The organism is Mesorhizobium liriopis (assembly GCF_024053505.1).
In the GTDB taxonomy this organism is placed as follows: Bacteria; Pseudomonadota; Alphaproteobacteria; order Rhizobiales; family Rhizobiaceae; genus Mesorhizobium_B; species Mesorhizobium_B liriopis.
The window spans coordinates 174187-187508 of record NZ_JAMXQS010000006.1 but is presented as its reverse complement, the minus strand read 5'-3'; the positions used below and the strand labels follow the sequence as shown (position 1 = coordinate 187508).

Genomic DNA, 13322 nt, shown 5'->3' with positions numbered 1-13322 from the left:
GGGATCGGGGCTTTCATGAGCACGCAGACTGAGGCAGTGCCAGTAGTGAGGTACGATGGGGGCTCGCTGAACATTCGTCATGCGACCTTATCGGATCTGAACGCGATCGTCGCCTTGGAGAACGAAGCCTTCAGCCAGGATCGTATCTCCCGCCGATCATTCGCGCGCCTTGTCGGAGCACCCAGCGCGGCAGTGCTCGTCGCCGTTGAGGGCACCCTGATCGCCGGATGCGCAGTCGTGCTGTTCCGGTCTTACTCCAGGCGCTGCAGACTCTATTCACTGGCTGTCGCGCAAGCCGCCCGGGGTAAAGGCGTTGGGAGAGCATTGCTTGCTGAGATGGAGCGTGCGGCGAGGGAGCGGGGATGCGAGGCCGTCAGCCTCGAGGTTCGCGCGGACAATGAACCTGCGGTAAGCCTGTACCGGCGCGACGGCTACGAATTGTTGGGCGAAACGAAGAACTACTATTCTGACGGCGCGACTGCCTTGCACTTCATCAAGTCGTTGGGACAGGCGGTTCTCCGATGAGCTGGGTGATCGTCACCAGCCGTCCGGGGGACCTCGATCAGGTCGCCACGCCGCACAAGATCATCACGGCGAAAGATTATCTCGTCCATCCAACGCTGTTCAACGGACAGCGGCCAAAGGTCATCAATCTCGCTGGCAGCACGGGCTATCAAAGTCGCGGCTACTACGCGTCGCTGCTTGCCAGCTCACGCGGACACAAGGTGATCCCGACCGTCGAGACGATGATCGATCTCTCCGAGCGCAAGCTCTACGAGACCGCGCTGCCGGAACTCGAAGTTTCGCTCAACAAATGCCGAAAGGAACTTGGCGGAGACTTTCCGGCCAGGATCGTGATCTTTTTCGGTATCGCGCCATCCAAACCCTGGGAACGCTTCGCCAAGCTGCTCTTCGACTGGTTCCGCGCGCCGGCGCTGGAGGTTTCGATCAAGGACGCTGACGGATGGGCGTCGATCCGCAAGATCGCCTTCAAGCCGCTCGGCCGCATCGATGGTGAGGAGCGTACGCGGTTTCTCGCATGCCTCGACGCCTACACGAGCCGCGAGTGGCGCGATGGGAAGACGCGAACCCCCGCGCGCTTTACGTTCGCCACGCTCGTCAATCCGCAGGAGGACATGCCGCCCTCTACGGTCGCGTCGCTGCGCTACTGGGCGCGCATCGCGGAGAAGATGGGAGTGGAGGTCGAGCCGATCACGCGGAAGGATTTGGCCAAACTCGCCAATTACGATGCGCTGTTCATCCGCGAGACGACGGCGATCTCCAATCATACCTACCGCTTTGCGCGTCGCGCGGAGCAGGAGGGCATGCCGGTCATCGATGACTCGCTGTCGATGATCCGCTGCACCAATAAGGTCTATCTCAACGAACTGATGAGCGCCAACAAGGTGCCTGTTCCCGCAACGATGATGATCGCGGGCCCGCAGGAGTTCGAGCAAGCCGCCGATACGCTTGGCTTTCCGTTGGTCCTGAAAATTCCGGACGGTTCTTTCTCGCGCGGGGTGAAGAAAGCGAATAATCCGAATGAGCTAGCTCAGATTGCCGGCAAGTGGCTCGAGGACTCCGATCTGCTGATTGCGCAGGAATATGTGCCGACCGCCTATGACTGGCGCGTCGGCGTGCTCGGCGGCAGACCGCTTTTCGCCGTGCAGTACATGATGGCCAAGAAGCACTGGCAGATCGTCAATCACGAGCGGAACGGTAAGCCGGATCAGGGCGGCGTGCGCACCTTCACGCTCAGGGACGCACCTGCTCATGTGGTCGATACGGCCGTGCGCGCGGCGAGTTGTATCGGCAATGGACTTTATGGCGTCGATCTGAAGGAGACGAAAGACGGCGTGACGGTGATCGAGGTCAACGACAACCCGAACCTCGACCATGGCTATGAAGATTCGGGAGAGAAGGACGAGGTTTGGGTGCGCCTCACCCAATGGTTCCTCGACCGGCTGGAACGAACCGCGCGTTAGTGCCTCGCAGCTTCGAGCGCTGAAAATCTTTCGAGGAAAGCGTTCTGCACCTGCTCGACCGGCTGCGGCGTCACATCGAAACGCTCGACCACGATTTCACTCGGCTTTCCGAAAAAAGCTGCTGCCTCGGTGTTTGAAAAGCCCGCAAGCACGGTGGCTTCGAGATAGGCGGCCACCTGATCCGCTCGCTTGATCCGCGCCTCGAGCTTCTTGGAAAGGTCGGGCTTGAGCCCAAACCGCAAATGGATGGCATGGCGCAGGCGATGTTCGACCTCCCGATAGCCACCGCCGACGACTGCCTTGAAGGGTGAGATCATGTCGCCGATCACATACTCGGCGGCGTCGTGCAGCAGTGCCGCGATCCGCTCCTTCGGGCTTGGCTCCTCGCCTATCAGGCCGAAGATATCCTCGACCAGAAGCGAATGCTGCGCCACCGAAAAGGCATGCGCGCCGAGCGTCTGGCCGTTCCAGCGCGCAACGCGGGCAAGTCCATGGGCGATGTCGCTGAGTTCGATATCGAGCGGCGAGGGATCGAGAAGGTCGAGCCGCCGACCGGACAACATCCGCTGCCACGCACGCGGGCTGGCATCTTTGCGCGGCGGCATTAGTCTTGGGCCGACGTGGTGTCGGCGGGAAAGCTGTAGCTCACATCCGGCGGAAGCGATGCTGTGACCGGGACGCTGCCCGCCAGAATCGCCAATGCGCCGTTGAGCGCATCAGCCACACGGTCGATGCGCAGGATCGCGAGCGCCTTGTTTCCGTCAACCGTCCCGAGCGACCCGAGCGGCCGTCCGTTCGCCGTGACATCCGTGCCCGTCACGGGCAAGGCGTCGCTGCCTTCGAGAATCAGCACCCGCCGTCGTGCCGTCCCGCGGTGCTTCATGCGCGAAACCACTTCCTGTCCGACGAAACACCCTTTGCCGAAGCCGACCCCACTATTCTGGTCGAATGAGATGTCATGGGGAAACGCATCGCCGAGCGCGTAGTCAGATCCGCTTTCGACCACGCCAGATGCAATACGGAGGCGGTTCCACTCATCTTCGTTCGATGATTGTCCAGCATCCAAATAAACACGCCACACGACCAGCCCCTTGAACCGTGTGTCACGCTTGCTGCCGGACATCACCGACGCTGAATCATCGTCCCAGAAAACTTTGGCAACAACCTGCTCCGGCTGAGAAATCACAACCTTCGCGCGCAGCTTGTATAGCGTCAGTCGCTTGGCCAGATCGGCTGCGATATCGGCGCGAGTTTCGAGAAGAAGCTCCTCGCCGTCGCGCGAGACGAGAAAGTCGAACATGACCTTTCCCTGCGGCGAGAGCAGCGCTGATGCGCGGATTTCGTCGTTACCGATCAAATCGATGTCCGTGGTGACGAGGTTCTGGAGGAACGACGCCGCATCCTCGCCTGAAAGACGAAGGAGAGCGCGGTTGGAAAGAATTGCGGATGGCATGGGTTCGTTTGGCGCTGAAGCTTGCGGAAGGGGCAGGGCGTAATTATGCCCGAGCCTGAGCGCGAGCAAGGGACGAACCTGCATGGCCGATACCTTCGACCTCCTTCTTCTGAACGGAACCGTCGTCAATCAGGATGGAGTGGGGACGCGAAACATCGGCATCCGCTCGGGACGCATCGCGGCAATCGGCGCGCTTGCTGGCGTGAGTGCCGGTGAGACCATCGACTGCGCCGGCCTGCACGTTCTGCCGGGCGTGATCGACACGCAGGTGCATTTTCGTGAGCCCGGGTTGGATCACAAGGAAGACCTCGAAAGCGGCTCACGTGCGGCGGTCCTGGGCGGCGTCACCGGTGTTTTCGAAATGCCGAACACCAATCCGCTTACGACGAGCGAAGCGACACTTGCGGACAAAGTGCGGCGCGCGACGCGTCGGATGCATTGCGACTTCGCCTTCTGGGTCGGCGGCACGCGCGAGAACGCGCATGAGGTGGCCGAACTGGAACGCCTGCCGGCGGCGGCCGGCATCAAGGTATTCATGGGCTCCTCGACCGGCAGCCTGCTGGTGGAGGACGACGAGGGCGTGCGGGCCATCTTGCGCAACACGCGCCGCCGCGCGGCATTTCACTCCGAGGACGAATTCCGCCTGCGCGCGCGTCTCGACGAGCGGCGCCCGGGCGATCCCACGTCGCACCATGTCTGGCGCGATGTCGAAGCTGCCGTCAGTTCGACGAGTCGCCTTCTGCGGATCGCGAAGGAGACCGGCGCGCGCATCCATGTGCTGCACATCTCGACGCGTGACGAACTCCCGCTGCTCGCAGCCGCCAAAGATTATGCGAGTGCCGAGGTGACGCCGCACCACTTGACGCTTTCATCTGACGATTATGCCCGCCTCGGCACGCTACTGCAGATGAACCCGCCGGTGCGAGAGACCTTCCATCGCGACGGGCTATGGGAGGGCCTGGCAAGCGGCATCCTCGACATTCTCGGCTCGGACCATGCGCCGCACACTTTGGAGGAAAAGGCCAAGTCCTATCCGCAATCGCCCTCGGGCATGACCGGTGTGCAGACGCTCGTTCCGGTAATGCTCGATCATGTTGCGAACGGCCGCCTGTCGCTCGAACGGTTCGTCGACATGACGAGCGCCGGTCCTGCGCGTTTGTTCGGCATCGCCGGCAAAGGGCGTATCGCGGTCGGGTACGATGCCGACTTCACCGTCGTCGATCTCAAGCGGCGTGAGACGATTAAGAACGAACAAGCCGGTTCGAAGGCGGGCTGGACGCCGCATCATGAGCGCAAGGTCACCGGCTGGCCGGTCGGCACCATCGTGCGCGGCAATATGCGGATGTGGGAAGGCGAGTTGGCGGCCGCAGGTGGCGGCCAGCCGATCAGGTTTAGTGAGACCCTGGGAGCGAGCGCTTAGTCGCCTGCGAGGAAGAAGGCGAAGCGGCCCTGTGGCGTGATGCCAGCGCGATAGAAAATATAATTGCCGACCGATTTCATCTCTTCGAAATCGCCAGCCGTGATCAGCTTGAACAGCTCGACCTGCTGGCGACCGTCGAGCGTGTCGAGCGGCACGGCGAAGAAATAGGGCCAGACATAAAGCTCTTCCGGTTCGCCCGCATCGAGGTGGACAAAACCGGCCGACAGGATTTCCTGCAGGATGGCGAGGATCTCATAGCCCTGACCATCGCCGGAAGCGGATTTCAGGAATTCGATCGGATCGCTCGAGACTTCGCCGACGGAAAGCTGGGTGGCCTCATCGCCTGTGCCGAGCAGAGGGCGCAGTTTCTCGATCTCGCCACTCTTGGCGATCTCGATCAGCTGATCATGCGTGCGCTTCACTGCTTCTGGCAGTTTCGGAAGGTCGTATTCGATGGGCGGCGGAGGTGTCTCGTCTTCCTCTGCGGTCGGCGCCTGAGCTTTGTCACCACCTTCAGGCGCAGGTGTCTCAGCTCCTTCGCCCGCTTCGGGCTGAGCGGGCGTCGTCGCGTCCGGCGCGCTTTGCGTCGGCTGTTCACCGGCAGGCGCCGGAATTTCTTCGCGCTGGATTTCGCTCAAGGCCCACGCCGATGAGGAGACGAAGGAACTGACACCAAGCGTAAGGGCGAGCAGAAGAGCACGGGAAGCAGTGAGACGGTTGGGGGTAATCGTCATCGAGGAAATTCCAGAGTTGCGAAGCGGTCGGCTCAGTGCTTCAGCTTCGACGGCTCGAACTCGCCCGCTTCCACCATCGAACGCATGCGGTCGAGCAAGGCAAGGGCGGCATTTTCGCCGCTCGAGCGGCAAAGCTCGCCGAATGCGGTGGTCAACGCCGCTTCCGCGATGATATCGGGCTCGATGCCGGCCGACAGGCCCTCGGCCCAGGCTTCGTTGTGGCAATCCACGGCGGTCAGACGCTTTTCCTCGCGCACCAGCGCGTCGATTTCGTTCATGCCCTGAGCCATATGCTCGCCCCCGCTTCGGTTCTCACGACCGGGAATGCCCCAGCCAATTTGAATCGATGAATTAATGTCTCGTTAAGAGTTCTACCATGCCTGATTTCGCGCGAAACCGCCGACGCGAATTAAAGGTTAACAGTTGCCTAATTGCCGAAACGGCCGGTTACTTCCCGTGTGAGCTTCTCGCCCTCTTTTGCATAAAGCGCGATGGCTGCCCTCGCCGAGGGCGTGCAGGTCGTATAATTTGCCGCGTAAGCACGATAGCCGCTGTTGAAGCCGGCGATGAAGCGTGCGCGGCGCTCCGCGCTCGGCTTCTCGGCGTCAAGAAGGGTCTCCATCTCCATGCGCCAGTCGCGCGATTCGCCACCGCACAATGTCTGCAGGAAGTGAAGCGAGCCGAGAATCTCGGCCAATCGGAGCAAGCTCGGTTCGAACGGGGCTTCGGCCGCGCGCAACGGCGTCGCGCACAACAACAGACCAGCAGAGACGCACGCAACCAAACGCATGGGCACCAACAAGCACGCCCATTTTGACGGCGATAAGGCGCGTTTAGCTCAAAATCGAACGAGCGGCATCAAAAGTCGAGGCGGTGATGGGGAGGGATGCCATTTCAGCCAGCGTGAAGAATCCAGCTTCGGCCGCATCGTCGCCTGCCTGCAGATCGCCCGACGGGTTCTCGCCGAGAAAGACCGTCAGCGAGTAATGCGGCGTGCCATTGTCGCCTTCGGCGGGCAGCAGAATGGTGCGGAGATGTTCGAGATGCGCGGCACGAAGCGCGGTTTCCTCGAAAAGTTCGCGGCGCGCGGCCTCGATCAGCGTCTCGCCCGGTTCGACCCGGCCACCCGGGAACGCGTATAAGCCAAGCGATGGTGCGCGACCGCGCTTGACCAGAAGCAGGGCATCGCCCTGCCTGAGCGCGACCGAAACCGCTTCGATCAGCGCCAGTGGTTGCGGACTGCCGCTCAAGCGGCTTTCTTTTTGCCCTCGTCAGCCTTCTTGCCCTTCTTGGCGGCGCAAAGCAGGGCTGCGACGAGCGCGGCAGGGCCGATCTCACGATACTGGGTGGCAAGCGCCTGGTTGTCGATTTGCGCTCGTTCGGCTTCCGGCTTCTTGGCGGACATTGTTCTCTCCCGATCTCGTGTCCCTATGGACCGAAGAAGTGTTGGCGGATTCGGTCGAATTCGTGACGCCACGTTCAACCTTCGTATCAAGATGTTTCAGCGAAGCGCTCTCATGCTTAACGAAGTGTTTCGAACCGATGCCGCCCGGGGCGTTCGATTGTGTCGGGACTTGATTTTCTTTGCCGTGTGGAAGAAGAGACACGCATGAACGCGTCCACGGCCATTTCCGGCATCTGCATTATCGGCTAGCCCTTTGGCTGGTCCGGACGTTTTCGCCCTCTCACTGAGACTGCACGAGAACCCACCCGACCAGCCGGCGGGCGGTTGAGCTTTTCGCGTTCTCTGACGGGCGGACTTGATGACTGACGGCACACCGAAGCTGAGGCTTTACAACACGCTGGCGCGAGAAAAGCAGGCCTTCCTGCCGATCGATGCGAAGAACGTGCGCATGTATGTCTGCGGGCCCACCGTCTACGACTATGCCCATATCGGCAATGCGCGCCCGGCCATCGTCTTCGACGTGCTGTTCCGTCTGCTGCGCCACCTCTACGGTGACGATCACGTCACCTATGCCCGCAACATCACGGACGTGGACGACAAGATCAACGCGCGCGCCTTGCGCGACCATCCCGGCCTGCCGCTCAACGACGCGATCCGCAAGGTGACGGAAACGACGGCGGCGCAGTATCAGAAGGACGTCCAGGCGCTCGGCTGCTTGAACCCGACCGTGCAGCCGCGCGCTACCGAGTTCGTGCTGCCGCGCGCGGATGGCAAGGCCGATATGGTGAGCATCATTCAGGATCTCATCAAACGCGGTCATGCTTATGAGGCGGAAGGTGAAATCCTGTTCGACACCCGCTCGATGGCCGATTACGGCGCGCTTTCGAAACGTCCTCTCGACGAGCAGCAGGCCGGCGCGCGCGTGGCGGTGGATGCGCACAAGCGAAACCCCGCCGACTTCGTGCTCTGGAAATCCTCCAGCGCGGACGAGCCCGGCTGGGATGCATCCTTCGAGGTCGATGGGCAGAAAATCCCCATCCGTGGCCGCCCCGGCTGGCACATCGAGTGTTCCGCCATGTCGGCTGCCTATCTCGGCAAAGTCTTCGACATCCATGGCGGTGGGCTCGACTTGATCTTCCCCCACCATGAGAACGAGATCGCCCAGTCGCGCTGTGCGCATGGCACGGAAGTGATGGCCAATTACTGGCTTCACAACGGATTCGTGCAGGTCGAAGGGCGCAAGATGTCCAAGAGCGAGGGCAATTTCGTCACCATCGCCGAGCTATTGGAAACCGACAAGTTCGGGGGGCGGGCATGGCCGGGCGAGGTGCTGCGTCTGGCGATGCTGATGACGCACTACCGCGAGCCGATCGATTTCAGCGTCCGCAAGCTTCAGGAGGCGGAGAACCTCGTGGCACGGGCGCGCTCCTTTATCGGCAACACGCCGGCGTCGAATGTCCCATCGGAATTTCTCGAGACCATCGGGGACGATCTCAACACTGCCGCTGCGCTGAACTGGCTCTTCAGCCAGCGTGGCGAGGGTATTGCCGCGGGTGAGTTTCGGGCCGCTGCGGAACTTCTCGGATTGGATTTCACTGCCAAGCAACTCGATGCAGACGAAGCCGAGAAGCTTACCGCGCGGATCGAGCAGCGCTTGCAGTTGATCCGCGCGAAGGATTGGGGCGAAGCTGACAGGATTCGCGACGAGCTTCTTGCCGAAGGTGTCCAGCTCAAGGACGGCAAAGACCCGGCGACGGGAGAGCGCATCACGACTTGGGAGGTCAACCGATGAGCCTCGACAACAGGCCCACTTTCTCGGGCGGCTGCCAGTGTGGTGCCGTCCGCTTCCACGTGGAAGGCGCCATCGAGTCGCCTTCCGTCTGTCACTGCCGCATGTGCCAGAAGGCGGCCGGCAATCTGTATCTGACGCTCGTCGGCACGGGCGATGCGACGCTGGAATGGACGCGCGGCGAGCCGAAGCGATTTCAGTCGTCCAATCACGTCAAGCGCGGTTTCTGCGCTGAGTGCGGCACGCCGCTGACCTTCGAGACGCCGGAAGGCATCGCACTGACGGTCGGCGCATTCGATGACCCCTCGTCACTGGCGCCAACCGTCCAGTGGGGCCGCGAGGCGGCTTTGCCGTACGTCGATAGCGTGCCGTCGCTTCCGGGCCATGACACGTTCGACGACACCGATGCATCCAGCTATTTGCTGGACATCGTGTCCTATCAGCATCCCGATCACGATACCGATCAGTGGCCCTTGGAGAAGCACGCATGAGCGAGACGATCCGAACCGGCGGTTGCCAATGTGGCGCCGTGCGCTTTCGCATACGCGGCGAACTCGGCCGCGCTTCCATCTGCCATTGCCGCATGTGCCAAAAAGCCTTCGGCGGCTTTTTCGGCCCGTTGGTGACCGTGCCGCGCGAGAGGCTGGAATGGACCCGCGAGGAGCCGAGCTATTTCCAGTCCTCGGTCAACATCGCGCGGGGCTTCTGCAAGCAGTGTGGAACGCCGCTGACCTATCGCTATCCGCAAGGCATCGACATCGCCATCGGCGCCTTCGATGACCGCGACAATCTGATGCCGCGCATTCAGGTCAATTACTCCGCGCGCCTGCCGTGGGTCGAGGAAATCTTCGACCAGCCGCATCGGAACGACGCGGAGGATGCGATGCGGCAGGAAAGCATCATCTCCTTCCAGCATCCCGACCACGATACCGAGAATTGGCCGCGTCAGGGACTGAAGCTGTGAGCGGGACGTTGCGGACACTTTATCCCGAGATCGAGCCCTTCGACAGCGGCATGCTCGATGTCGGCGACGGCCATCAAATCTATTGGGAGCGCGTCGGCACACGTGGTGCGAAGCCGGCAATGTTCCTCCACGGTGGTCCGGGCGGTGCGTTCAGCCCGAAGCACCGGCGTCTCTTCGATCCGGCGCGCTACGATCTGATCCTGTTCGATCAGCGCGGCTGCGGTAAATCAGTGCCCAACGCCTCGCTCGAAGCCAACACGACATGGCATCTCGTGGCCGATATCGAACGGCTCCGCGAAATGATCGGTGTGGAGAAGTGGCTCGTCTTCGGTGGCTCTTGGGGCTCTACGCTGGCGCTGGCTTACGCCGAAGCCCATCCCGAGCGGGTCAGCGAACTCGTCGTGCGCGGCGTCTATACTCTGACGCGAGCCGAGCTCGCCTGGTACTACCAGTTCGGTGTCTCCGAGATGTTTCCCGACAAATGGGAACGCTTCGTGGCCCCGATACCGCCGGAAGAGCGTGGCGACATGATGGGCGCCTACCGCAAGCGGCTGGTCGGGGATGATCGCAAGGCGCAGATCGAGGCGGCGCGCGCGTGGAGTATCTGGGAAGGCGAAACCATCACGCTCCTGCCCGAGCCTGAAACCAGCGGCAAATTCGGCGAAGACGAGTTTGCGCTGGCTTTCGCACGCATCGAGAACCACTATTTCGTCCATGCCGGCTGGCTGGAGGAGGGGCAGCTGATCCGCGGTGCTCATAAGCTCCGCAGCATCCCCGGCACCATCGTCCACGGTCGCTACGACATGCCATGCCCCGCGCGCTTCGCCTGGGAGCTGCACAAGGCATGGCCGGAAGCCGAATTTCATCTGATCGAGGGGGCCGGGCACGCTTATTCCGAACCCGGCATCCTCGACCGCCTGATCCGCGCCACAGATCACTACGCGAGCTAGGCTTATGTCGCGGGAACGCATCTATCTTTTCGACACGACCCTGCGTGACGGCCAACAGACACCCGGCATCGATTTCTCGCTCGAGGAGAAAATCTCGATTGCGCGCATGCTCGATGAACTCGGCGTCGATTACGTCGAAGGCGGCTATCCCGGTGCAAACCCGCTGGACACGGCCTTCTTCACGCGCAAACGCACCGCGAAGGCGAAGTTCGTCGCCTTCGGCATGACCAAGCGCGTCGGCGTCTCGGCCTCGAACGACCCCGGTCTCGCGACGCTCCTACGCGCGGAAGCCGATGCCGTGTGTTTCGTGGCCAAGAGTTGGGACTACCACGTACGCGTGGCGCTGGGCTGCACAAAGGACGAAAACCTCGACGCCATCCGTGCCTCGGTCGAGGCGGCCTCGGCTGCGGGCCGGGCGGTAATGGTCGATTGCGAGCATTTCTTCGACGGCTTCAAGGCGAACCCGACCTACGCCCTTGCCTGCGCGCGAACAGCCTATGAAGCCGGTGCGCGATGGGTCGTGCTGTGCGACACCAATGGCGGCACCCAACCGAGCGAAGTGCGGGCAATCGTCGAGCAGGTCGTGAGGGGCGGCATCCCCGGCGCACAACTCGGAATCCATCCGCACAACGATACGGGTCAGGCCGTCGCGAATGCGCTGGCCGCCGTCGAGGCCGGCGCGCGCCAGATCCAAGGCACCTTGAACGGCATCGGCGAGCGTTGCGGCAATGCGAATCTCGTCTCCTTGATCCCGACCTTGCTGCTCAAGCCTGCTTATGCCGAGCGCTTCGAGACCGGCATCTCCCCAGACGCGCTGGCAGGAATCACGCATCTCTCGCGCGGGTTCGACGAGCTGTTGAACCGCGCGCCGGATGCACAGTCGCCTTATGTGGGCCAGTCGGCGTTTGCGACCAAAGCCGGAATTCACGCTTCGGCTTTGCTCAAGGAACCGGCCACTTACGAGCATGTGCCACCCGAAAGCGTCGGCAATCGCCGGCGCGTCATGGTTTCCGACCAGGGCGGCAAGGCCAATTTCGTGGCCGAACTCAAGCGTCGCGGCATCGACGTGCCGAAAGGCGAGGGACGCCTCGATGCCCTCGTGGCGCTGGTCAAGGAGCGTGAGGCCGAGGGCTACGCCTATGAAGGGGCGGATGCGAGCTTCGAGCTCCTCGCCCGCCGCATGCTCGACACGGTGCCGGACTTCTTTCACGTCACGAGCTTCCGCTGCACCGTCGAGCGCCGCTACGACGCGAACGGAACGCTGCGCACCTTCTCGGAAGCGGTCGTGAAAGTGCTGATCGACGGTGAAGAGAAGATGTCTGTCGCCGAAGGTCATGGCCCGGTTAACGCGCTCGACATCGCGCTGCGGAAGGACCTCGGCAAATACCAGCGCGAGATCGCCGACCTTGAACTCGTGGACTTCAAAGTCCGCATCCTCAATGGCGGCACCGCAGCCACGACGCGTGTCCTGATCGAATCGCATGATGGCGCAGGCGCGCGTTGGACTACCGTTGGTGTCTCGGACAACATCATCGACGCGTCCTTCCAGGCCCTGATGGATTCCATCGTCTTCAAGCTCATGAAGAACCGCGATCTCGCGGGGCGGGCAGCCGCGGAGTAGAGCCGTTAATGGTTGGATCAACGAATTGAACTGGTAAGCGGGGCTGAACAGGCGCAGAGGCGGGGTCAAAAGCCGTCTGGAGAAACGCCCGATGTCGACACTCGCCGCCGCGCCGGTCGATGCGCCCGCCGATGAGAGCCGCAAGGGTTTCGCCTTCGCTTTCTCGGCCTACCTGCTCTGGGGCTTCCTGCCATTCTACCTGAAGGCGGTCGGGCACATCCCGATCTTCGAAGTGGTCGCGCACCGGATTCTCTGGTCGCTGCCGATTGCGGGCTTGGTCGTAATCCTGACCGGCCGGACCAAAGAGTTGCGCGAAGCCCTGATCTCGCCGCGCATGATCGGCATGGGGATGCTGATGGCCGGCTTCCTGACGGTCAACTGGAGCATCTATGTCTGGGCGATCGGCTCGGGCCACGCCGTGGAAGGCGCGCTCGGCTATTACATCAATCCGCTCATCAGCGTTCTGCTAGCAGCCGCCGTTCTCGGCGAGAAGCTTAATGGACTGCAGATGGTTGCGGTGGGAATCGCGGCTGCGGCCGTCGCACTCCTGACATGGGAAACCGGCGGCCTGCCTTGGGTTTCGCTTGGCCTTGCCGGCTCTTGGGGCGTCTATGCGCTGCTCAAGAAAGCTCTGCCGATCGGCGCAAATCAGGGTTTCTTTCTGGAAGTCCTTCTGCTCTCGCCGCTGGCGCTGATCTGCCTTTTCTGGGTCGGCCAGAGCGGCACGGCACATTTCGGCGTGACGGGCTGGCAGGACACGGTTCTGCTGATGGCATCGGGCCTGGTCACAGCGATCCCGCTGATCCTCTACGCCAACGGCGCCAAGCGCCTGCGCCTGTCGACCATCGCCATCATGCAATACATCGCACCGACGCTGGTGTTCCTGATCGCGGTATTCGTCTTCCGCGAACCCTTCAGCACCGTTCGCGGCATCGCTTTCATCCTGATCTGGCTGTCGCTCGTCGTCTACACCTGGTCGATCTTCAGAAAGCGGTGAGCGC

General features: G+C 62.1%; 16 protein-coding genes. 9 read left to right on the top strand and 7 right to left on the bottom strand.

Annotation, left to right across the window (positions count from 1 at the left end):
* Window positions 1–15 precede the first annotated feature (15 nt).
* A complete protein-coding gene (locus NGM99_RS13070) occupies window positions 16–525 on the top strand; it encodes a GNAT family N-acetyltransferase (RefSeq protein ID WP_252819580.1) in 510 nt (169 codons plus the stop codon).
* Window positions 522–1985, top strand: a complete 1464-nt coding sequence (locus tag NGM99_RS13065) for a RimK family ATP-grasp domain-containing protein (RefSeq protein WP_252819578.1) — start codon at window positions 522–524, stop codon at window positions 1983–1985. The genes NGM99_RS13070 and NGM99_RS13065 overlap by 4 nt, the downstream gene beginning before the upstream one ends.
* On the opposite strand, the gene NGM99_RS13060 is transcribed toward NGM99_RS13065, so the two are convergent.
* Entirely contained in the window at window positions 1982–2590 is a 609-nt protein-coding gene (locus NGM99_RS13060; RefSeq protein WP_252819576.1) for a YfbR-like 5'-deoxynucleotidase, read from the bottom strand. The two genes, NGM99_RS13065 and NGM99_RS13060, sit on opposite strands and share 4 nt — an antisense overlap.
* Window positions 2590–3522 carry a CAF17-like 4Fe-4S cluster assembly/insertion protein YgfZ gene (gene ygfZ, locus NGM99_RS13055; RefSeq protein WP_353937418.1) on the bottom strand — a complete coding sequence of 311 codons (933 nt, stop codon included), beginning with the start codon at window positions 3520–3522 and terminating at the stop codon, window positions 2590–2592. Before ygfZ ends, NGM99_RS13060 begins: the two co-directional genes overlap by 1 nt.
* Here ygfZ and NGM99_RS13050 point away from each other — a divergent pair.
* Complete coding sequence (locus tag NGM99_RS13050; protein WP_252819575.1) at window positions 3521–4858, top strand: dihydroorotase; 1338 nt, start codon at window positions 3521–3523, stop codon at window positions 4856–4858. The genes ygfZ and NGM99_RS13050 overlap by 2 nt on opposite strands.
* Here the strand turns inward: NGM99_RS13050 and NGM99_RS13045 are convergent.
* From NGM99_RS13045 to NGM99_RS13025, 5 genes are all read right to left on the bottom strand, one after another.
* Complete coding sequence (locus tag NGM99_RS13045) at window positions 4855–5592, bottom strand: hypothetical protein (RefSeq protein ID WP_252819573.1); 738 nt, start codon at window positions 5590–5592, stop codon at window positions 4855–4857. The genes NGM99_RS13050 and NGM99_RS13045 overlap by 4 nt on opposite strands.
* A 32-nt stretch (window positions 5593–5624) precedes the next feature.
* Window positions 5625–5882 (bottom strand): type 1 periplasmic-binding domain-containing protein, encoded by a 258-nt coding sequence (locus tag NGM99_RS13040; RefSeq protein ID WP_252819571.1) that lies wholly within the window; start codon window positions 5880–5882, stop codon window positions 5625–5627.
* Window positions 5883–6019: 137 nt separating this feature from the next.
* Entirely contained in the window at window positions 6020–6382 is a 363-nt protein-coding gene (locus tag NGM99_RS13035; RefSeq protein ID WP_252820050.1) for a TIGR02301 family protein, read from the bottom strand.
* Between the two features lie 43 nt (window positions 6383–6425).
* Window positions 6426–6842 (bottom strand): NUDIX hydrolase, encoded by a 417-nt coding sequence (locus NGM99_RS13030; RefSeq protein ID WP_289852473.1) that lies wholly within the window; start codon window positions 6840–6842, stop codon window positions 6426–6428.
* The gene (locus NGM99_RS13025; protein WP_252819569.1) at window positions 6839–6997 is read right to left on the bottom strand and encodes a transcriptional regulator; all 159 of its coding nucleotides are present in this window, start codon (window positions 6995–6997) and stop codon (window positions 6839–6841) included. The genes NGM99_RS13030 and NGM99_RS13025 overlap by 4 nt, the downstream gene beginning before the upstream one ends.
* A 358-nt stretch (window positions 6998–7355) precedes the next feature.
* Between NGM99_RS13025 and cysS the strand changes: the two genes are divergently transcribed.
* The 6 genes from cysS to rarD all read left to right on the top strand — a co-directional run bounded on the left by cysS (window position 7356) and on the right by rarD (window position 13318).
* The gene (gene cysS, locus NGM99_RS13020) at window positions 7356–8789 is read left to right on the top strand and encodes a cysteine--tRNA ligase (RefSeq protein ID WP_252819567.1); all 1434 of its coding nucleotides are present in this window, start codon (window positions 7356–7358) and stop codon (window positions 8787–8789) included.
* Entirely contained in the window at window positions 8786–9277 is a 492-nt protein-coding gene (locus NGM99_RS13015; protein WP_252819566.1) for a GFA family protein, read from the top strand. Before cysS ends, NGM99_RS13015 begins: the two co-directional genes overlap by 4 nt.
* On the top strand, window positions 9274–9750 hold the full coding sequence (locus NGM99_RS13010) for a GFA family protein (protein WP_252819564.1): 477 nt from the start codon (window positions 9274–9276) through the stop codon (window positions 9748–9750). Before NGM99_RS13015 ends, NGM99_RS13010 begins: the two co-directional genes overlap by 4 nt.
* Window positions 9747–10700, top strand: coding sequence for a prolyl aminopeptidase (pip, locus tag NGM99_RS13005; protein WP_252819562.1), 954 nt, complete (start codon window positions 9747–9749; stop codon window positions 10698–10700). The genes NGM99_RS13010 and pip overlap by 4 nt, the downstream gene beginning before the upstream one ends.
* Before the next feature lie 4 nt (window positions 10701–10704).
* On the top strand, window positions 10705–12321 hold the full coding sequence (gene cimA, locus NGM99_RS13000) for a citramalate synthase (RefSeq protein ID WP_252819560.1): 1617 nt from the start codon (window positions 10705–10707) through the stop codon (window positions 12319–12321).
* A gap of 91 nt (window positions 12322–12412) precedes the next feature.
* On the top strand, window positions 12413–13318 hold the full coding sequence (gene rarD / locus NGM99_RS12995; protein WP_252819559.1) for an EamA family transporter RarD: 906 nt from the start codon (window positions 12413–12415) through the stop codon (window positions 13316–13318).
* Window positions 13319–13322 lie beyond the last annotated feature (4 nt).